Source organism: Lacrimispora amygdalina (genome assembly GCF_900205965.1).
Lineage (GTDB): Bacteria > Bacillota > Clostridia > Lachnospirales > Lachnospiraceae > Lacrimispora > Lacrimispora amygdalina_A.
On record NZ_OAOF01000001.1, the window covers coordinates 362,705 to 381,814 of the forward strand.

At 38.4% G+C, this 19,110-nt stretch carries 22 protein-coding genes and 1 other annotated feature; of the genes, 4 read left to right on the forward strand and 18 right to left on the reverse strand.

Going from position 1 to position 19,110, the window contains the following annotated elements; genetic code table 11:
* Positions 1 to 4 precede the first annotated feature (4 nt).
* The 4 genes from CRO04_RS01675 to CRO04_RS01690 form a co-directional block, all read right to left on the reverse strand.
* Positions 5 to 805 carry an ABC transporter permease gene (locus tag CRO04_RS01675; protein WP_242974310.1) on the reverse strand — a complete coding sequence of 267 codons (801 nt, stop codon included), beginning with the start codon at positions 803 to 805 and terminating at the stop codon, positions 5 to 7.
* Entirely contained in the window at positions 805 to 1,599 is a 795-nt protein-coding gene (locus CRO04_RS01680; RefSeq protein ID WP_097002489.1) for an ABC transporter permease, read from the reverse strand. Before CRO04_RS01680 ends, CRO04_RS01675 begins: the two co-directional genes overlap by 1 nt.
* Complete coding sequence (locus tag CRO04_RS01685) at positions 1,592 to 2,578, reverse strand: ABC transporter ATP-binding protein (protein WP_097002490.1); 987 nt, start codon at positions 2,576 to 2,578, stop codon at positions 1,592 to 1,594. The genes CRO04_RS01680 and CRO04_RS01685 overlap by 8 nt, the downstream gene beginning before the upstream one ends.
* Before the next feature lie 398 nt (positions 2,579 to 2,976).
* Entirely contained in the window at positions 2,977 to 3,642 is a 666-nt protein-coding gene (locus tag CRO04_RS01690; protein WP_097002491.1) for a class I SAM-dependent methyltransferase, read from the reverse strand.
* 418 nt (positions 3,643 to 4,060) lie between these two features.
* Here CRO04_RS01690 and CRO04_RS01695 point away from each other — a divergent pair, with 418 nt between their 5' ends.
* On the forward strand, positions 4,061 to 4,636 hold the full coding sequence (locus CRO04_RS01695) for a hypothetical protein (protein WP_097002492.1): 576 nt from the start codon (positions 4,061 to 4,063) through the stop codon (positions 4,634 to 4,636).
* Positions 4,637 to 4,778: 142 nt separating this feature from the next.
* Positions 4,779 to 5,666: a sigma-70 family RNA polymerase sigma factor gene (locus CRO04_RS01700; RefSeq protein WP_097002493.1), complete on the forward strand. Its 888-nt coding sequence runs from the start codon at positions 4,779 to 4,781 to the stop codon at positions 5,664 to 5,666.
* A gap of 88 nt (positions 5,667 to 5,754) precedes the next feature.
* Here CRO04_RS01700 and CRO04_RS01705 read toward each other — a convergent pair whose 3' ends face one another.
* The 7 genes from CRO04_RS01705 to CRO04_RS01730 form a co-directional block, all read right to left on the reverse strand.
* The gene (locus CRO04_RS01705; RefSeq protein WP_097002494.1) at positions 5,755 to 6,243 is read right to left on the reverse strand and encodes a GNAT family N-acetyltransferase; all 489 of its coding nucleotides are present in this window, start codon (positions 6,241 to 6,243) and stop codon (positions 5,755 to 5,757) included.
* 29 nt (positions 6,244 to 6,272) lie between these two features.
* On the reverse strand, positions 6,273 to 7,130 hold the full coding sequence (locus CRO04_RS01710) for an AAA family ATPase (RefSeq protein WP_097002495.1): 858 nt from the start codon (positions 7,128 to 7,130) through the stop codon (positions 6,273 to 6,275).
* 45 nt (positions 7,131 to 7,175) lie between these two features.
* Positions 7,176 to 7,439: a GNAT family N-acetyltransferase gene (locus CRO04_RS01715; protein WP_097002496.1), complete on the reverse strand. Its 264-nt coding sequence runs from the start codon at positions 7,437 to 7,439 to the stop codon at positions 7,176 to 7,178.
* A gap of 4 nt (positions 7,440 to 7,443) precedes the next feature.
* Positions 7,444 to 7,569, reverse strand: coding sequence for a hypothetical protein (locus CRO04_RS26995; protein WP_278321344.1), 126 nt, complete (start codon positions 7,567 to 7,569; stop codon positions 7,444 to 7,446).
* Entirely contained in the window at positions 7,570 to 8,580 is a 1,011-nt protein-coding gene (gene rsgA, locus CRO04_RS01720; protein WP_097002497.1) for a ribosome small subunit-dependent GTPase A, read from the reverse strand.
* A 421-nt stretch (positions 8,581 to 9,001) separates the two neighbouring features.
* Positions 9,002 to 10,213, reverse strand: a complete 1,212-nt coding sequence (gene tyrS / locus CRO04_RS01725) for a tyrosine--tRNA ligase (RefSeq protein WP_097002498.1) — start codon at positions 10,211 to 10,213, stop codon at positions 9,002 to 9,004.
* Positions 10,214 to 10,324: 111 nt separating this feature from the next.
* Positions 10,325 to 10,577 (reverse strand) — a binding site (T-box leader).
* 77 nt (positions 10,578 to 10,654) lie between these two features.
* A complete protein-coding gene (locus CRO04_RS01730; protein ID WP_097002499.1) occupies positions 10,655 to 11,680 on the reverse strand; it encodes a glycoside hydrolase family 5 protein in 1,026 nt (341 codons plus the stop codon).
* Positions 11,681 to 11,809: 129 nt separating this feature from the next.
* Between CRO04_RS01730 and CRO04_RS01735 the strand changes: the two genes are divergently transcribed.
* On the forward strand, positions 11,810 to 12,562 hold the full coding sequence (locus CRO04_RS01735; protein ID WP_097002500.1) for a helix-turn-helix domain-containing protein: 753 nt from the start codon (positions 11,810 to 11,812) through the stop codon (positions 12,560 to 12,562).
* On the opposite strand, the gene CRO04_RS01740 is transcribed toward CRO04_RS01735, so the two are convergent.
* Together CRO04_RS01740 and CRO04_RS01745 are read right to left on the reverse strand one after the other, a co-directional pair.
* Positions 12,559 to 13,077: a hypothetical protein gene (locus CRO04_RS01740; protein ID WP_097002501.1), complete on the reverse strand. Its 519-nt coding sequence runs from the start codon at positions 13,075 to 13,077 to the stop codon at positions 12,559 to 12,561. The genes CRO04_RS01735 and CRO04_RS01740 overlap by 4 nt on opposite strands.
* Positions 13,061 to 13,243, reverse strand: a complete 183-nt coding sequence (locus CRO04_RS01745; protein WP_097002502.1) for a hypothetical protein — start codon at positions 13,241 to 13,243, stop codon at positions 13,061 to 13,063. Before CRO04_RS01745 ends, CRO04_RS01740 begins: the two co-directional genes overlap by 17 nt.
* Positions 13,244 to 13,371: 128 nt before the next feature.
* On the opposite strand from CRO04_RS01745, the gene CRO04_RS01750 reads away from it, so the two are divergent.
* Positions 13,372 to 14,271 carry an AraC family transcriptional regulator gene (locus tag CRO04_RS01750; protein WP_097002503.1) on the forward strand — a complete coding sequence of 300 codons (900 nt, stop codon included), beginning with the start codon at positions 13,372 to 13,374 and terminating at the stop codon, positions 14,269 to 14,271.
* Between the two features lie 27 nt (positions 14,272 to 14,298).
* Here CRO04_RS01750 and CRO04_RS01755 read toward each other — a convergent pair whose 3' ends face one another.
* The 5 genes from CRO04_RS01755 to CRO04_RS27370 form a co-directional block, all read right to left on the reverse strand.
* Positions 14,299 to 15,321: a transglutaminase domain-containing protein gene (locus CRO04_RS01755; protein WP_097002504.1), complete on the reverse strand. Its 1,023-nt coding sequence runs from the start codon at positions 15,319 to 15,321 to the stop codon at positions 14,299 to 14,301.
* A gap of 142 nt (positions 15,322 to 15,463) precedes the next feature.
* Positions 15,464 to 15,601 carry a hypothetical protein gene (locus CRO04_RS26060; protein ID WP_166432447.1) on the reverse strand — a complete coding sequence of 46 codons (138 nt, stop codon included), beginning with the start codon at positions 15,599 to 15,601 and terminating at the stop codon, positions 15,464 to 15,466.
* Between the two features lie 176 nt (positions 15,602 to 15,777).
* Positions 15,778 to 17,466: an ABC transporter ATP-binding protein gene (locus CRO04_RS01760; protein WP_097002505.1), complete on the reverse strand. Its 1,689-nt coding sequence runs from the start codon at positions 17,464 to 17,466 to the stop codon at positions 15,778 to 15,780.
* Between the two features lie 186 nt (positions 17,467 to 17,652).
* Positions 17,653 to 18,600: a hypothetical protein gene (locus CRO04_RS01765; RefSeq protein ID WP_097002506.1), complete on the reverse strand. Its 948-nt coding sequence runs from the start codon at positions 18,598 to 18,600 to the stop codon at positions 17,653 to 17,655.
* Between the two features lie 42 nt (positions 18,601 to 18,642).
* Positions 18,643 to 18,966: a helix-turn-helix transcriptional regulator gene (locus tag CRO04_RS27370; protein ID WP_097002507.1), complete on the reverse strand. Its 324-nt coding sequence runs from the start codon at positions 18,964 to 18,966 to the stop codon at positions 18,643 to 18,645.
* Between the last annotated feature and the right edge of the window lie 144 nt (positions 18,967 to 19,110).

The window sequence follows — 19,110 nt, forward strand, 5'->3', positions numbered from 1 at the left end:
CCTTTTAAGAACTTGCGCTGTTATAATGTCGTATTCCCTGTTTCCAAACAAAAGCTGTCAGCATGGTAAATACTACAGCGACCAATATTCCCCACATAACTCCCCCTAAAGTCAACTCCCGTGTAAGAAACTGAACCGGCAGGGTTGCCATGATCCCATAAGGCAGAATCATATAAAAAATCACTTTGTAAACCCCATAAAATACAATTCCCGGCAGCTGCATGCACAAGGCAAGTCCTGTTTCCTCCAATATCACTGCACTTCCACTGGATAAGATAAAAAATGAAAGGGAGCGAATTAATATTTCTACCAGATAATACAATACGGTCATAACTGCCACCCAGAACATATATCCCAGCATCAGAGAAGGCGTGATCTCAATTCCGCCTTTCCTTATCCCAGAAGCAATGATTACTCCGCTGAGAATCAAGAGTGGAACTGCTCCCGGATTGATCCGTTCAAAAGTCAGCCGCAGCAAAGGACTTACCGGTTTAGTAAGATATAAATCCATATCTCCATTCTTAATTTTATCCGGTATACCATTAATGCCGAAAAAACAGATCACCATATTTATGGCATTAATCATAGAAAATGTCCCTATGTAAAGAAACATCTGCCCCTTTCCCCATGTTCCGATCCGGTCCACATTGTAATAAACTGCCTGAAATACACTCAACTGAATCAGGAATACACAGCTGTCTACAAAAAATGGTCCGAAAAAACTGAGCCGGAACATCATCAGATTTTGCAGACGCATCTCTATTAATACCCGGACTACACGTAAATTTCTTTTCATTCTTCCCATTATATCCCCACCCCATCATACTTAATCCTGTAATTATGCCATGTAGCATAAATAACTGCTTGTAAAATGACGCACCAGCACGCAAGAACCAAAAGTCCCATTCCCAGTTCCCCCTTAAGCCTTCCGATGAGAAGCATGGAAGGCAGATATGTAACATAATAAAACGGAAACACCTTCATGACCGCGACAAACCCTTGAGGAAGTAAAACCAGCGGGATGAGGCTTCCCGTAATAAAAGCCACCAGATTATCTTTAATCATCAGAAATGTCCCTATTTCCTCATATTTCAAGGTCAGCAGACCCAGATAGTAATTTAACTGAGCCATGAAGAAGAGCCCCAGAAGAATTAAAATCATAGCTCCCACAAAAGCAACAGGATCTGACACAAAAACAAATCTGATGTGAAATGCGAAAATCCAGATAACTGATGTTATGACATCTAAGGAAAGATAAAATAGCACGATTCCTAATTCCATTGCGATAAAATACCCCTGTATATTTACAGGAAGGACCATATATTTGGAAAATGTCCCGTTTCTGATCCTTTGGCTGATCTCTCCGCTCACACGGGAAGACATATCCATCTGGTTCAGAAAAGAACTGATGATATAATAAGACAGCATACTGTTAATAGTAAACCCCGCAACCTGATCCCGGTCCTTAAATATCGTTCTCCACAGCAGGCATGCAAATAAAATCTTTGTCAGAGTAAACAGAATCTGAATCACCACATCTCCCCGCCATGCAAGCTGCGTCTTTATAAAAATCTTGATAATCTCCAGATATTTACGCAAAACCTTCTCCCCCTTTCTGGTAAATTCTCTCCACGACTGTTCCAATTTCCTCCTCTTCCACAGATATATCACTGGGAAGTAAACCCATAAGTTCTCTCAGTAATCCCGGAGCATTTTCTTTGGGTACCATAATTACCTTTTTATAAGGTGTCTGTTCAATAATCCGTGCTTCATTGCCCATCTTTGGAAGAGAAGTTGGTTCTTGAAATGTAACCGTTATTTTTTTTAACTTCTGGTACTGCTCAAAAAGCTTTTCTGTATCCCCATCATAGATTTTACAGCCATGATTGATAACAATTGACCGTTTGCATAATGTCTTAATATCTTCCATGTAATGAGAAGTGAGTATAATTGTAGTCCCCTTTTTTTGATTAATTTCAGCTAAAAATCCCCGGATCTGTTTGGACGCCACTGCATCTAAACCAATCGTAGGTTCATCTAAGAAAATAATCTTCGGATTATGTAGCAGTGCCGCAATCAGCTCCATCTTCATCCGTTCTCCAAGTGACAGTGTCCTCACCTGTACATGCATCAGTTCCTGCACCTGAAAGAGATTTACAAAATACTCTTTGGAAATCTGATACTCCTCCTCCGGCAATCCATAGATTTCTTTAAACAAGCGAAGTGTATCTTCTACGGTCAGTTCAAAAAACAGCTGGCTCTTCTGCCCCATGACAACTGCATACTGCTGTTTCAATTCATGATCTAAATCATTGGGGTAATATCCCAATACATTTATAGTTCCGCAGGTGGGCGCAATGATTCCAGTCAGCATTTTAATCAGAGTTGTTTTACCCGCGCCATTTGGGCCAATCATACCCACAAATTCTCCTTCTCTGATCGAAAGATCCAAATTGGTCACGGCCTGTTTTTCTTCGTACTCCCGCCTCACCAGTCCCCTAATGCTTCCCATCATACCTGCCTGTTTCTTAAATCTCCTGTAATTCTTTGTTAACCCTGCAGTTTTAATGATTTCCATGTGTTTCCCCCTTTTAATAAATAAAAAATGACCACCGATTCATCTGCCGACTGGCATAATGCTTCCGCGATCTCAAATCAGACCTGAATTCAGACAGATATCACTGGAAATGACAAAAAAGCATAACATTACCGTTATGCTTTCAAAAAGTCCGTCTGGTACAGACATATATTTGGAAGGTATGAGCTTTTGCTTAGCAAAAGTCAAGCATTCAGTAAGGCAGATTTACCGGCATAGCAGCCGAAAAAGGGCAGACTGATTACGTACAGAATCTTAGTCTTTCCTTTTCAACTATTTAGTTAGTTGCGATCTCCAATACTGACACACATAACATACAAATACCTCTCTTTTCTTTATAATAACCTGATATTACCTTATATTGTAATATATGTCAATGTTTATTCTATATTCTGGCTCCACCGTTTATATGCCACAAGAATCGTGGTGTTACCGATCCGCAATACCAAATCCACCTTTTCAAATCCACCCTTTTTCAACATAGCAATCTGGTTTGAAACAGTACAGGGTGTATCAAAATGATAAAACTCTCCTTCCGGAATCCCCAGCTCCTGTCTGATTCTTCTATTCTCTGCAAAATAAAAATCTTCCTCTTCCTGATCTTCCACCATATAGTCGCATTCTATATAGACTCCATGATCTTTCAAGGCTCCAAATATCTTCTGATATAAGCCAATCTTTGCTTCATGCTCAAAATGATGCATTGTCTGAAAAGAAACGGCACAGTCATACTCATTCATCTTCAAATCAGCATCAAAATAACTTCCGCATATTAAATTGATATTCTTTTCCGGAAAATTACATTTTAATTTATCAAGCATTTCCCTGGTCAAGTCAATCCCTGTAACAGAAAGATCCGGAAATCTTTTAAAAATCTGTTTCAGTTCCAGACCTGTTCCGCATCCCAGATCCAGTAAATTACTGCATGACGCCGGGAGAAATGACGGCAGCAGCGCATAAGCCTGTTCACAGCCTTCTACCATAGAAAGCATGTGTTCTTCATATCCGTCAACCCGTGCCGCAAAAAAATCCTCCATTCGTTCCATTATAACCTCTCCTTTTCTACTTCGCTCCCTCTTCATAAGACTACAGCAGATGGAGAATTTACACAACCTCAAACTTCTTTCTGAATGATTCAGCTTCTTAGTAATACCCTTCCTTGCACCGGTAAAAGCCTGTATATCCGGCTGCCGGCAAATACGTCAGTCGTTTGTTAACCTATTTTATTCCATAATTTAGGGGTACCAACGAATTAATGACTGTTTTCACACAAACCGCGGATAATACAATTAATGGATTTGCTTTTCTCTGGCATATGTGTTATACTTGTATTACTTGAATAAAAAGAACCGTCTATTGAAGAAGGGCTTTTGTTGATTTCATTCTATAATGAAACCATGAAAGCCCTTCTTTTTTCAATAGTGGCCTCATTTATTCAAAAAAAAAATCACGAGGAGGATCACAATGGATACTATTACAGTAGAGAAACGTAATGAACAATTTAAGGCAAAACAATTGCGGAGAAAAGGCATTGTGCCTTGCTGCATTTTTGGTGGCAGCCTTCCTAATTCCATATCGATTCAGATGGAAGAGAAGTCTGCTGAAAAATTACTTCGTAAACTACGGCTCGGAAGCAAGATTCAGCTTAAATTAGAAGATCAGACAATCATAACACAAATTAAAGATAGCCGCAGATGTTTTGCAGATAGTAAAATTGAGTATATCGATTTCCAGGCATTGGACCCAAAGACAAAGGTAAACAGCGTGGCACACGTCATTCTGGAAAATGCCGATTTTGTTACCGGGGTGCTGGATAAGATGTTGATGGAAATCCCATATGCTTCTTTGCCGGAAGATATGATTGATACTGTTACTGTTAACTTAGAAGGTAAACCTGTTGGAACAATCGTAACTGTAGGAGATATTCCTGAATTTTTAAGTGACCGTATTGATCTGCAGGTAGAAACAGACAGCATTGTTTTAAGAATTACAGAAAAAAAATTTGCGGCCGCACAGAACACCGAGCAGTCAGCCGATTAACGATACATAATATAAAGGTGCTTCCAAAGAGAGCCTTGATTGTCAATTTACAAAATGACATGATAGGCTCTGTGTTCTATTTATAAAAAGAGGTACTGAGAGCAAATACGCACAGAAACTATCATGAATACAGGAGGACTAAATGTCGGCAGCTAAACAGCAGGATGTAGATGCATCGGTTTTAGAAAAACAGCGTGATTCATATATAGAAGATCCCATAAAAATGTATTTATTACAGGCAGGGGAAGCACCTTTACTAACCCAGGAAGAAGAATATCATCTTGCACAACTCTCCGCGCAGGGAAACAAAAATGCAAAGAACAGGCTCATCTGTTCCAATCTCAGACTTGTGGTCAGTATTGCAAAAAAGCATGAAGGATACGTTCAGTCGCTAACTCTGCTTGACCTCATTCAGGAAGGTAACATTGGCCTCATGAAAGCTGTTGAAAGGTATGATTATACGCTGGGATATCGTTTCTCAACATACGCTACATGGTGGATTCGCCAGGCAGTCACCCGGGGAATTGCAGAGCAGGACCGCACAATACGATTACCAGTTCATTACAGAGAAGATGTAAACACGTTAAATAACACCCTGCGTCAACTCAACCAGGAGCAGGAATCCTTTACAACTCAGGACATATCGGATATTACAGGATTTTCTGTGGAAAGAGTAGAGCAGATTATGATGGATTCTGCATCAACAATTTCACTGGATACTCCGATTGGCGACGATAATACAAGCTTTCTGGGCGATTTCATTGAAGACAGAACTATATTATCTCCTGAACAAAGTGTAGTCGATGTTATGCTCAAAGAAGAAATTAATAAGCAATTGCTATCACTGAAGCCGAGAGAACAAACGGTAGTAAATATGAGATTTGGACTCAATGGATATTTGCCCCATACTCTGGAAGAAGTGGGAAGCCATATGGGTGTAACCAGAGAACGAATACGACAGATTGAAGCACGGGCATTACGCACACTGCGTTTACCTAACCGCAGAAAATTTTTAGTTGATTTTGTGTAAATCATGTTAAGTACTAAAAAAGCCCAAATCAGCAGGTCAGACAATAACCCATACTGTCTGACCTGCTTTTATGATCTCTTTTTTATACTTACAACAGATAATTATTTTCTTCATTGGCCTGTTCCCGCTCCATAACAAAATGCACCAGCTGGACGTTCCCATCCACCTGAGTCCCGTCAATTTTAAATGCAAGTTTTTTCGTATAGAAATTAACGTTTTCCTCTTTATCAGCCGGTGTAATTAAAGTAATTTTCTTCCAGTCCGAATATTGATCCAACATAAACTCAAAAGCTTGTGATCCGATCCCCTTCCCCTGATATTGCGGAATTACGCAAAGGCATCCAAGATAATATTCTCCATTTCCCTGAGCTTCTACAGCTATGACTCCAACAGCAATATTGTCACAGTAAATAATATCCTTCGGATACTTTTCCAGGGAATTCTCCATACGTTCTCTGGATCTTCCATAAGCGGGACATTCCCCATATCTGATATAATCGTCATAGAATGCCTCATTATAAATCTGTACTAATAAATCAGCATCTTCCTTTTCTGCTTTCCTATATGATAAATTCATAGTTACACCTTCTATATTTATATTAGTATTTATAGAAACTCTTTTTCATACTTCTTAAAAAATTGATAATAAGCCTGTACATTGGAAAGCTCCGTCCATTTTTTAATATCAACCGGGTCCTCATCCATATCGTAAATCTTCGCCCCTCTCATAGATAGAAGAAATGGCGAATGAGTGGCAATAATAAACTGACAATGAAAAAACCGTGCAGAATCTTCTAAAAATTTCAAAAATTCCTGCTGCCGCTCCGGTGATAAACTGTTCTCCGGCTCGTCCAGTAAATACAGTCCATTTTCCTTAATCTTCTCACAAAAAAACAGATAGGCACTTTCCCCATTGGAATGTTCCCTAACATTCCCCATCAGGCTCTTTCTGATGTATCGGGACTGGGTATTACTACGTGACATATTAACCTTCTTAAGCTTCTCATAGTCATCCAGAGACTTTAACTGAAAACTGGAATACTTTGAGTCTAAATATTCATCAAAAAGCTTTTCCCGTTTTTGATGTATCCCCTCGTTTAAAGACCTTATATTAAGCATAAAGTCAAAAACATCGTCACTGGTTATTATCCGGCTGTCTCTTGTAACCGGCTCTTCCACTTCATAAGAACATAAATCCGTATAATCCTTGAAAAAATTGGAGCGGTTATAAAGAGCTTCCCGGGTAAGACAAAGCTTCTCCGCAATCACGTTTAAAGCGGTTGTCTTACCCGATCCATTGCCCCCATATAAAATCGTAACCGGCTCAAAATCCAGCCTGGTCAATTGATTCTTTGACAGAATCTGAAATGGATAAAAAGTATCATAACAAGTTCGTTTTTCTCCCATTGTGAAGCTGTATTCTTCTTCTATATCGGGAAATGAAAATTGTGATAAATAAATCATTTCAAAACTCCCCCCTATATTAGCTTTATCCACTATTGTACTATTTTACAGATGAGATATCCACTCTTTTCTCAGATATGATTCATAACCAGCAATCCTTTCATCAATCCTCCGATGATAGCTGTAAGTGTAATTTTTAAAATGCTTCCCCCAGAAACGAAGTGCGTTCGGATTTAATGTCTCGCAATCCACTCCCAGATAACCGATGCCATCTTTTTTACACACATTGCATACATAAGCCAGCAAATCATCTGCCACATGCGTTCCCCGATACTCTTCTTTCACAAATGCACCGCAGATATTTTTCATGGAATCAGTTTCGCTGATAAACGTCAATCACCGGCAATTGTTTTATCTGTCTGCACTCATTTTCATATTCGCCTATTGCTAACTTCAGCGCTTCTTCCACATGTTTTTCTTCAGCCTTAACAATCTTCATTTACCATTCTCCCCCAGTTTCATTTATTTTCGAAAAATGCCCCTGCTTTTTTTTATTGCTCTTCTTTCTTACAACCGCCTGCTGCCTGCTTTCCTTTGCCGCCTGAAACCTGGACTCCTTTTGAATTTTCTGGTAATTTTTCCACCTTTTTTCTGTCACTGTCCCATCTTCCAGTGCCTGCACAACTGCACAGCCTGGTTCCCCGTTATGGGTGCAGTTACTGAATCTGCACTGCATAATTAAATCATTGATATCAGAAAAACTAACGTCCATACCGTCATCCACAACCCACATTCCCAGTTCCCGCATCCCCGGTGTATCAATAATCCTGGATCCATTATCCATTACAAACAGTTGACGGTGAGTCGTTGTATGATGCCCTTTTGAATCATCTTCCCTGATTTCTCCAGTTTTCATTAGCTCTTTTCCCAGCAGATAATTGGTAAACGTGGATTTCCCCACTCCTGATGATCCCAGGAATACAGTGGTTTTATCAGGCGCGAGATACTCCGTCAGTTTCTCCATGCCTTCACCCGTCACAGCACTAACGATGCGGATATCCACCCCCATTGCTATCTGATTTACAAGTTTCATTTTCTCGTGTGTATCTTCCGCAATGTCTGCTTTTGTAAGGACAATGACCGGCTGCCCGCCGCTTTGCCACGAAGCAGTCAGATAACGCTCCAGCCGTTTTAAATTAAAATCAAAGTTCAGAGACATCAGGATAAAGACATAATCAAAATTTGCTGCGACAATCTGTTCTCCCATACCCACATCAGGGTCTTTCCTGGAAAAAGCAGATCTTCGTTCCAGTGTCTTAATAATCAGACAGTCACCCAGTGGATTATACTCAAGTTCCACATTGTCACCAACCGTGGGAAATTCTTCCTCGCAGTGAACTGCAAAATATATTCCCGCTTTTAATCTGGCATACAGATCTTCTCCCTTTACCCGCACCTCATAGCGTTCTCTGTGAACCGCTGTTATAAATCCATTCATTATTTCTTTCAAAAAACAGCCTCTCTTTCAATTTTCCGCTGGCAGACAAATTTGCCAACAGTTAAAATAGGGCATAAAAATGCCGCGGTAATAGCCCTTATGAGCTGTCACTGCGGTTTGCTTTCTAAAAATATGCACAAAAAAAACACATCTTATCATGTGTTTAACGGAGTTAAGCGATATATAAGAGTCTATAAGCGGCATATAAAACATGTCTTCCATATGCCCGTTATTCAGTTATTCTTTAATTACCTCTTTCACAAATAATACATTTGACATATCACATTCTCCTTTCAAAACCGCTGATGGGTTATTTTCGCAATAAAACTTCCAATTACACTTACGATAACACAAATTATCAGCAACGTCAATCAATATTTTCATACCTCTCACCAGATTCTGGTGAGAGGTCTTTCCTAAATACGCAGAAATATTATTTGTTGATTTTAACAAATCTTTTTTTGCCGATCTTCATGACATCCCCGTTAATCAGAACACTGCTTAATTCATCTTCGTTCATTTTTTCACCATTAATCTGGATTCCTCCCTGTCTCATCAGGCGGATAAATTCACTTTTGCTTTTTATATATCCCAGTTCGATCAATCGGGAAATGCTGTCATATACCGTATCTTTCTCCAGGTCCAAAAGCAATACCGGTATATCATCTGGAATTGCTTTTTTACTGAACGCCATTTCATAGTAAGAAATGGCATTTAGTACGTCTTCCTCTTTGTGGTAAAGCCCGGTAATAATCTTTGCTAATTGGAACTTAATATCCCGTGGATTGACTCCATTAGACAATTCCGCTTTTACCCGGTCAATTTCATCTGGATGTTCATCTGTTGCCAGCTCATAATATCTGATGATCAGATCATCCGGCACTTCCATCACTTTCTTAAACATAACCTCTGCCGGCTCACTCACCCCAATATAATTCCCTAAGCTTTTGCTCATTTTTGCAACACCATCAAGTCCTTCCAGAATCGGCATAAATAAAGCAATCTGCTGGTCATAACCCATTGATTTTTGCAAAGTACGTCCCATCAGAATGTTAAAGGTCTGATCCGTACCCCCTAATTCAATATCTGCTTTTATCTCCACAGAATCATAGGCCTGCATGAGCGGGTAAAAAAATTCATGGATACCGATAGGAACGCCATTCTTATAGCGGTTTTGAAAATCATCCCGTTCCAGCATTCTTGCGACCGTCGACGTTGCAGCCAGCCTCATGACATCTTCAAAATTCAGTTTCGAAAGCCACTCACTGTTAAATCGTACCATTGTTTTCTCTTTATCCAGTATTTTAAATATCTGCTCACAATAAGTCAGTGCATTTTCTTTTACCTTTTCATCACTTAATGCCACTCTGCCTTTTGATTTGCCTGTGGGATCCCCTATTTTCCCCGTAAAGTCCCCAATGATAATAACTGCCTGATGCCCCAGCTCCTGCATCTGCCTGATCTTTCTCAAAACAACAGCATGCCCCAGATGAATATCCGGTGCGGAAGGATCAAGACCTAACTTAATGATTAATGGTTCTTCCTGCTTATAAGATTTTTCCAGTTTGACAAGCAGCTCCTCTTCATTTACGCACTGGTGAACCCCTTTGCAGATTATACGCATCTGTTCTTTTGGTGTTAACATAGCTCAAAATCTCCTTGTAATAGTATTATTAATATTTGCATGCCAGATAAGAAATCCAGAAAACAAAGAGCTGAGTTAAATCAAATAAAAAAACTCCCGTCCTCATGTTTCCAAAAGGACGAGAGTTACTCTCGTGTTACCACCTTAAGTTTATAGACAACTCACGTTGTCTACCTCATCGGGTACGGCCAAGGCGATACCCTTGCACCTGATTACGGTGTGCTCTCCGTCGCAGCCTACTTCTTAAATCGGTTCGGTGCGCAGCTCCAAGATGTATTCACATTTCCTATCCATGAGCCTCTCATCAACCGGCATCTTTCTGTTTGGAATCGAAAATGCTACTCTTTCTTTTCATAGCCTTTTCTTATAATGCAAATATTTAATTGAACAAATAGTATCATGCTTTTTCTGATTCGTCAAGACCAGAATGCAACTATTATTTTACTGTTCGTGTGTCCACAAATCAATCAGATCCTCCCTGATCTCATTATAATGTTTTCCTGTCAGTCCAAAATCCATCTCTTTATAAGTCCATATAGAACATCCAATCTGATACTTCTCAAATACAGCATGCACATCACGAAACCATCGCAGTGTATCCCAAACAGGTGCCTGGTCAATCACTCCAAACTCTCCGCAGTACAGCTGGGTGCCTGCCTTTTCTGCTGCCAGAACCGCTTCTTTTACCATCTCCTCTAAGAACTCTTTCCCCATGGTCTCAGACGTTGAATTTAAGACAGCTTCGCCCTGCTCACCCAACGCAGCAGATTGTGACCGGTAATAATCCATGCTCTCAGGATAAAAAATCTCCTTCTGTGGGTCCATTTTTTTGACCCAGTACGCCTTCTGGTGGGTAAACAAAAGCGGCTCATAAAAGTGGAATGTAAAGATAATATTTTTATCTTCCGGTATTTTAAGCAGTTTTAAAGTGCTGGCACTGTTCCACTGAATTCCTCCATAAATAATAGGTACATATGAGTCAATTTTTCGTATTGCTGAAACCGTTTTGTCGATCAGATCATTCCAAAGCAATGCATTTTCCTTTTCAACAACCTCATTCAGCAATTCGTAGGCGACATTATCATAATCTTGAAACTGTGTTGAAATGCTGTTCCACAAATTGACAAATCGTTCCTGTAAATATGGATTGTGAAACAAATCATTCTTCTCCCTGTCTCCGGCATTATTAAAATCATAGCCGTATGCCTTATGCAGATCCAGTATTACATCAAGCTTGTTTTCCCTGCAGCAGTCACATACACTGCGGACAAGTTCATACCCTTCTTCTTTGCGATTGCCTTCTTTATCTTCAAATACCTCGTAATCAACAGGTAAACGGATATGGTCAAACCCCCATGCTGCTATCTGTTCAATATCCGCTTTTCCGATAAATGTACTGTAATGATGTGGATTGTGAGTACACTGAGATAAATATCCCCCTAAATTAAGACCTCTTTTCAGTTTCATACAGCCTCACTGCCTTTCCTTAAGATGATTTTATAATATCTAATATTAACGGCAATAGATACCATTTTCTTTTCTTTTTTATTGTTTTCATGATATAATTTAAAATAAAATGCAGAGAGGATCTTTTCAATGAATATTAAAAAGGAACTTGCTTTTCAGGAATATGTGAGAAGAGAAAGCAATCTTATCCGGGCACCTTATACACCGGAGCAGGAATTCTACTCTGTGATAAAATCAGGTAACATCACAAAGGTAAAGGAACTTTGTCAGGAATCTCTTTTATCCAAAAAAGGACTTGGCACACTCTCTCTTAATTACCTTCAAAATATTAAATACCATTTCGCTATTACTGCCGCTTTGGTGGCGAGATATTGTATGGAAGGCGGAATGGAATTATCTACCGCCTATGGCCTCAGTGATTTTTATATTCGGAAAGCTGACAGCTGCACGAAACCAGAGGAAGTTGCCAAACTTCATCCTGTCATGTGCCTGGATTATGCAAAACGTATGAAGGATCTGAGAAAAAACAAGGTCACATCCAGGCATATATCAGCATGTATAGACTACATCTGGGATAATCTGCATACCCGGATCACCATAGAGACACTGGCGTCTGCCGTGGGCTTAAACTCCTCTTATTTATCCCGGCTGTTCAAAAAAGAAGTGGGCATGACGGTCAGCCGGTATATACGGGATAAGAAAATCGAGACTGCCAGAAATATGCTTATTTATTCTGACTATTCTCCCTCCCAGATCTCCTCTATATTAGCGTTTCCCAATCAGAGCTATTTCACAGAGATTTTTCATAAGAAGATGGGAATGACTCCAATAAAATATCGAAATCTAAACTTTCGCAATACAGAGATTGGAAATGAGGACTAGGTGCCTGAAGATATCTTTTTTCCAAGGATATCAATGAGCCTTTTCAATATCTTTCCAAAGACACGTTTCACTGGATTTATATCAACATCAAAGAAGTAAGAAGCATCAATCCAGCCCTTATCTCTCCAATAGATACGATCTGCATCTGATGTATATATTTTACTTCGCAGACAGTTAAATAAAAATATATCATAGTATGTAGGTACTTTCTTATTGCTCTGTCTCATTTTTTCATATAACCTTTTTGCCAGAATTTTTATTCTCTTCTGCCCTTTCTCATATCTGCGCTTATTAAACTTAAAAACACCTTTGGGTTCTCTGTTTTCAAAATACATTGGCGAAATAATCTGTACATCTCCGACCAGATCCATTGCCCAGCCGGATACTGTCATTTTTAAGTACTTGTAAACCTGTTTACTCCCCCCTCCATCTGTGGTAATTACAATAAGTACAGGTTTCCCGCAAAGCTCCTGTCTGTGAAATAAATAAGACAAACGATCAATAAACTTTTTCATCTGTCAGCAATCCGTCCAAATCAAAAATAACTGCCTCTATCATGATCCATTCCTCTTTCTTTTTAAATGATTTACTTTTCCTGCTGCAATCCGCGCTGCCTTTTTTCATATCAAGAACGCGACTTTTGTAATTCATCTGCATATAACCCATTCCACATTGATCCATAACCAACACAGTTCCAAAACCCGCATATTATCTGAACTTCTTATTTTCATTATATAACGTAAATAATAGTTGCTGCTTTCACTGAAACGTCATATACTATAAAAAAAGCGACAAAAGAGAGGGCCCAAATGATACGAAACAGAAATTATGTTTCAACAGACAGTCACAGAAGAGAATTGCAGGAATCAGGCTTCCAGCTTTTTGATCTGCTTGCAAATGAAGGAGATATCCACCAATATATTGCTGATTGTATCCCATCCCACTGGCATTTGGAATTAGAAGTTTTTATTTTACTGCAAGGCAGTGTTCTGATTCAGATCGGGGACAATTCCTATTACCTGGAAGCCGGTGAAGGTTGCTTTATTAATACCGGTGTTCTGCATTCCTTTACTGCAATAGTACCTTCTCCCTGTATCTATCATTCCTTTGTATTCGACTCTGGTATTATAGGCGGTACTCCGGGAAGTATTTTTGATACAATGTATGTTCGTCCATTATTGAATGCAGGACCAGATTTTCTGAAATTTAGAAGAGAGGAAGATGAACCGGTTTTCCAGCAGTTTAATATAGCCTTTACTGCCTGCGAAGAGGAAAAAACCGGTTATGAATTTGACATCCGGGAGGCAATGTCAAAAATAATGCTTTATACAAAGGAAAAGCATCGGACCATGCCTTCCCGCAGAGTTCCAACGATTCAGGAATCCCGTTTAAAGCAAATGTTAGAATGGATTGACGGAAATTTAAGAAATGTAATGACTGTGAAAGAAATTGCAGATACTGCAAATATCTGTACCAGAGAATGCCAGCGCATATTCAGCCGGTATCTGCATTACAGCCCGGTGGAATATATTCAGCGTAGGCGTCTTTTTAAAGCTGCAGAACAGCTTTCAACCACAGATGCCCCCATAACCGAAATCGCTTTTGACTGTGGTTTTTCAAGCCCCAGTTATTTCACTAAGCTGTTCAGAACATTGGTTGGTGCCACCCCCACAGATTACCGTGCTGAAATACAGAAGAACCGGCTGTAATACATCAATTACCGATAATATTATCTTCTACGGAGTTGCATCATTTTCCTCTTCATATGCATCCTCCATTTTCACCGAATCTTCCACCTGCTCCTCAATGAATTTCACACGTATGACTGCCTGGGGCCAGTTAATGGAAATCTGACTGTGTCTGCCTTTTCCCTTAGCTTCCCCTGCAATAATTTGCAACAATTCTTCCATAACAGCTTTCGTGAGATACCCACCTCTCCAATGAAAGGTTAAGACTTTTCCTTTTTTGATTGCCTGTTGGCATCGCTTTGCTATATCCTCCATTTTAGTGAAGGAAAGTTTTTTATCCTTATAGAAGAAATGGTCCCCATCGCTGCACGGCGGAGCCTTATATATCACAGGCTCATGATCCTTAAAGATCCCCTTATCATCCAAGTTAAAATAATCATATCTTAATTCTTTTTTTCCTAATGTATTGTCAAATGTAGCATCCAGATGATACCACACACCATTGATGCGAACCACATTCCAGGCGTGCCTGTATTTGATGTTCTTTTCCGGATTATTTTCCGAAATAACTACAATACAGGGAATAGAAAGCCGGTCACAAAGGATTTTCACCGATTTTGCAATGCCCTCACAGACGCCCACCCCCTGACCCAGCGGGCCCAGGATTTCATGAGAATACTGTTTCTTCAGTTTATCGTAAGTCACATTTTCACAGATAAAATCATGAATATATTGCTCCTTCTCCCAATCACTTTTATCTTTCATCACCCTGGCAAGCTTCTCCACCCTGGCGGTCATAGCCACCTGATGTTCTTTTATTTTATTCTTATCAAATAAATAAACCGGCTTCATCTTAACCAAAGACGAGTTGTCATAGAAGGAATATTGAAATGTGGAGGCGTAAAATATCTCCGGACAATCCAATCTCAACTTAAAAAAGATATCGCTCAGCTCAGTCCCATCGATTCTTTGTACATCAAAACTTTGCGAAAGTGACTCCAGGCCGCTCTTAATGACCTGATAGATTCTTTGCTGCTGCTTATTCATCTGACTATAGTAATATGGTTCCATTTCTTATATCTCCTCTTCTGTCTTATACTCCATACGCCCTACCTCCGGCAAAGTTCTCTCAGCGTCTCTAAATACAACTCTTTATCCCACCTCTACTCTGTCCAAATTCAACTCTGCGCTCTGCTTTCAAGGTATGTTTTTTCTATTCAATCAGAATCTCCGTATCTTCTTCCGATAATCGAAGCCCATATTTTAATGTATACTGATTTGTTTCCTGTATCTGCTTCATCCACTGCTGCAGATTCATAACCTCAAGCCAATTTTGCTCCTCTATACACATACCTCCGTTAATGTATGTAGTATATCCCTTTATAAGCGAATTTTGTAGTCTTGAGTTTTAACGATTGTCATGTTAAAATATAAGTGTAGAGAGGCGATTGTCCTCTCTACACTTGTTCACTGCTTATAATCTAAGAACCCCTGAATTATATCCGGCTATCCCTGTGGAAATACACCTTAAATGCTAATACTCTTATTATACAAGTCAGAAAAATACAATCCATTGTTTAAAAGTTCATCAAATGTTCCCTGCTCAACGATTCGGCCATCAAAAAACACAATAATACGGTCAAAATTCATGATTGACGTCAGTCGATGTGCAATAGCTATGACTGTTTTACCCGACAATAGATTCATAACTTCCTTCATGATATCATCTTCAGTTATATTATCCAGAGCAGAGGTTGCTTCATCCAAAATAACGATATCATTTTTTTGAAACCACAGCCTGGCTAATGCCAGCCTCTGCCTTTCACCTCCTGATAAAGTCATCCCACGCTCTCCAATTAGAGTATCAATACCACTCTCCAGCTTCGACACCAAATCATTCAACTTCAATTTTTTTAATACTTCCAGAATATAATTACTATCTTCTTTATGATTATAAATAATATTTTCTCTGATTGTACCATCAAAAACCGGGGCTTCCTGTGAGATATAGCTTATATTTCCATACAAACTATTCAGGCATATTTGTTTTAATTCATGACCATCAATCTGAATACTACCAGAATCATACTTTAATAGTCCTAATAAAAGCTTAACAAATGTTGTTTTTCCTGAACCGCTGCTACCCACAAATGCGATTTTTTCACCCTTATGGATCTTAAGCGTTAAATTATTTATAACCTGCCTATTATTATACCAAAAGCTTAGATTTTTTATTTGAATTTCGCCATATTCTATCTCAGCTCTTTTCCCATAATCCAGCTGCTCATCATTTTTCATATTGAGGAACTCTTCAAATTTGCGATATGTTGCCTTATCCAGTTTATATTGAATGAATAGTACATTAAATATTGCAATCGGAGTATATGCATTCTCTACCAATGAAAGCAAAGCAACCGATGTTCCGATGGAAACAGATCGATTCAGCCAGGCATATACAAGTATCCCTACATTTAAAACTGCTACAAGTAAGGCAAATATGGTGAAAAATGCCTCATGAATCATATTCATCTTAACCTTTGCTTTTACAATCTCTGACTTCGAACTTTCTGCTTTTCTAATTTCATAGGAAAAGCGTCGATTTATGCGAAACACTACCATTTCCATAAATCCCCGGACCAGATAATGATTCATCATTTCTTCATTACACAAGATCTTTTCTTTTATTACATACAAAACCTTCAAAAGTAAATTTGTAATAATAAATACAATGAAGTAGCCACACAAGATTATGTAAGTAATAAATCTATTCATTCTCCATATAAAAACAATGCTGAATATAATTGTGGGAATCAGCTGTCTTATTACACATAACCAAAACTCAAAAATAATTCCTTTTCCTGCGTTTGCTCCATTTTCAATACTTTGTGTAAGTTTGCCCGTTCCCAATGACTGATAATCTATATATTGAATTCTGCTAACCTTCTTTAAAGCCTGTACTTTAAAATCCAAATAAATTGCATTCTTAAGCTTCTGTCGGGGATATTCATCCAGATAATTCAACATATAAAAACTAATTAAGACAATCCCATATGCAACAATGGCATTTAAACTTATCGTATGATTATTAAAACCATCTATTATTTGCTGAAAAAATTTAATTTTATAGCTCGTTAAAAATGCTATTAATAATCCTGTTACTATATATAAAGCAGCAGTTTTTCTATTTTCTTTTAAAATTTCCTTAATTTGGCTCATTTCTGTACTCCTTTTTATTTAGACTTACTCTAAAAAGTGCAGTACAGTTGAGACTGTTAACATATTTAAAAATTAACCTCAGCACAATCTGCTAACAGTTTTTATCAACTGTACTGAGAAATTACCTCGAATATGCTTCAAAGCGATTCACCTCCTGTCAAATAATTCTCAATAATCTACCTTCTTTTAATATATTTCGATTCTGCCAAAATTTCTGAGCAGTCTAACTTTTTCTATCGCAATAACAGCCTTCCACCAATTCTCAGATATTGCAAATTCCTTAGGATATTTTTCATTATTTTCAAACCAGCTCCAAGTGATTCCCCAAACACCATTCTCAGTTCTGATATCAATTATATAATCCAACTCTCTTTGTAAAATCTCCTCGTTACCTATATAAAATTCGCTGTCTGGTAATTTTATAAAATCTGACGGTTTTTTTCCATAAAGTCCCCATTTGGTATCATCACGTTCTATTGAATCATTAACAAGCTGCTTCACGGTTTTTGACAGAAATTTAAGATCAAACTTATCTGCCATATCAAGTTGAAATAGCATATCTTTTAAATCCAGATACCCCCCCACGCCCATCTCTCCGTATTTACCCGGAGCATGAAGCTTATCAATCAATTTGCTGGCAACAGTTAAGGCTTTTTGATAAATTTGAGAATCCTTATCTGCAAACTTTAAAATAAAGCAGGAAATACCCGCAGATACACCTATGTTTTCATATTTATTGGCTTCACTATCGTATGTCCACCATGGAGCATGAGGATAAATATCGTTTGTGGGAATACTAAACAGCCAACCATCTTCATCGCTGTGTATGCCACTTTCTATAAATTTAAATATTCCTTCTATGATCGGATGATATTTATCCGCAAAATTAATATCATTTAATGTATCTATTGCACGCATTGTTGTATAATGTGAAGAGTTAGGATTCCAACTATCAGGCTCCAAGGTATTACCAAATCCACCGTCATCATTTTGATACAGTGATAATGCAGACAGAACATTCTCTTTACTTCCATTTTCAAAGTAATATTGCCATAATTCTATTTCCAACTGTCTTGCATTTCTATAAATCCATATCCGTATTTCTTCAAATGCCTGCTTACTAAGCTTTTTCATTCCTATTACCTCCTAAAATCTTATCACTGTAACAAGTATACTCTACATTTTAAATGCGTCATTGTAAAAAAGGGACATATTTTGCATATATTCTTTTGGTGATAATCCGCAAATCATTCTAAAGTCATGATTAAAATGAGGTTGGTCGAAAAAACCCGCTTGCGCAGCAGTATCTATAAGCTTCGATGCATTGTTCTGTAATAACCTCAAAGCATAATTAACACGTACAATTCGTGAAAAATTCTTCGGAGAAACTCCAACATATTGTAAGAACAACCGCCTTATATGTTTTTCACTGTAACAAAATTCCGTAGATATATCTCTTATACTTATGTTTCCGCTATGCATGAGGATTTTATTGGTCATTGCGCCAACTCCCTTTACTGCACAAAAATCACTTAATCGGCTAATAAATATTTTGTCCAGACCATCTACTAAATCCTCGATATCCTTTCTATTCACTAAATATACCGTGTTTAGATTATATGATTTTTCTTTCTACTTTTCAGT

Excerpts from the sequence above, each read along its gene's own strand:
- CRO04_RS01685 (WP_097002490.1), bottom strand. The coding sequence starts at position 2,578 with ATGGAAATCATTAAAACTGCAGGGTTAACAAAGAATTACAGGAGATTT.
- CRO04_RS01715 (WP_097002496.1), bottom strand. The coding sequence starts at position 7,439 with ATGAAAAATATCTGCGGTGCATTTGTGAAAGAAGAGTATCGGGGAACG.
- CRO04_RS01765 (WP_097002506.1), bottom strand. The coding sequence starts at position 18,600 with ATGAAAAAGCTTAGTAAGCAGGCATTTGAAGAAATACGGATATGGATT.
- CRO04_RS27370 (WP_097002507.1), bottom strand. The coding sequence starts at position 18,966 with ATGACCAATAAAATCCTCATGCATAGCGGAAACATAAGTATAAGAGAT.
- CRO04_RS01690 (WP_097002491.1), bottom strand. The coding sequence starts at position 3,642 with ATGGAACGAATGGAGGATTTTTTTGCGGCACGGGTTGACGGATATGAA.
- CRO04_RS01740 (WP_097002501.1), bottom strand. The coding sequence starts at position 13,077 with ATGAAAAAGTTTATTGATCGTTTGTCTTATTTATTTCACAGACAGGAG.
- CRO04_RS01730 (WP_097002499.1), bottom strand. The coding sequence starts at position 11,680 with ATGAAACTGAAAAGAGGTCTTAATTTAGGGGGATATTTATCTCAGTGT.
- CRO04_RS01735 (WP_097002500.1), top strand. The coding sequence starts at position 11,810 with ATGAATATTAAAAAGGAACTTGCTTTTCAGGAATATGTGAGAAGAGAA.
- CRO04_RS01745 (WP_097002502.1), bottom strand. The coding sequence starts at position 13,243 with ATGGATCAATGTGGAATGGGTTATATGCAGATGAATTACAAAAGTCGC.
- CRO04_RS01695 (WP_097002492.1), top strand. The coding sequence starts at position 4,061 with ATGGATACTATTACAGTAGAGAAACGTAATGAACAATTTAAGGCAAAA.
- CRO04_RS01755 (WP_097002504.1), bottom strand. The coding sequence starts at position 15,321 with ATGGAACCATATTACTATAGTCAGATGAATAAGCAGCAGCAAAGAATC.
- CRO04_RS01675 (WP_242974310.1), bottom strand. The coding sequence starts at position 805 with ATGGGAAGAATGAAAAGAAATTTACGTGTAGTCCGGGTATTAATAGAG.
- CRO04_RS01760 (WP_097002505.1), bottom strand. The coding sequence starts at position 17,466 with ATGAGCCAAATTAAGGAAATTTTAAAAGAAAATAGAAAAACTGCTGCT.
- CRO04_RS01710 (WP_097002495.1), bottom strand. The coding sequence starts at position 7,130 with ATGATTTATTTATCACAATTTTCATTTCCCGATATAGAAGAAGAATAC.
- CRO04_RS26060 (WP_166432447.1), bottom strand. The coding sequence starts at position 15,601 with ATGTGTATAGAGGAGCAAAATTGGCTTGAGGTTATGAATCTGCAGCAG.
- CRO04_RS01705 (WP_097002494.1), bottom strand. The coding sequence starts at position 6,243 with ATGAATTTATCATATAGGAAAGCAGAAAAGGAAGATGCTGATTTATTA.
- CRO04_RS01700 (WP_097002493.1), top strand. The coding sequence starts at position 4,779 with ATGTCGGCAGCTAAACAGCAGGATGTAGATGCATCGGTTTTAGAAAAA.
- tyrS (WP_097002498.1), bottom strand. The coding sequence starts at position 10,213 with ATGTTAACACCAAAAGAACAGATGCGTATAATCTGCAAAGGGGTTCAC.
- CRO04_RS01750 (WP_097002503.1), top strand. The coding sequence starts at position 13,372 with ATGATACGAAACAGAAATTATGTTTCAACAGACAGTCACAGAAGAGAA.
- CRO04_RS26995 (WP_278321344.1), bottom strand. The coding sequence starts at position 7,569 with ATGAAGATTGTTAAGGCTGAAGAAAAACATGTGGAAGAAGCGCTGAAG.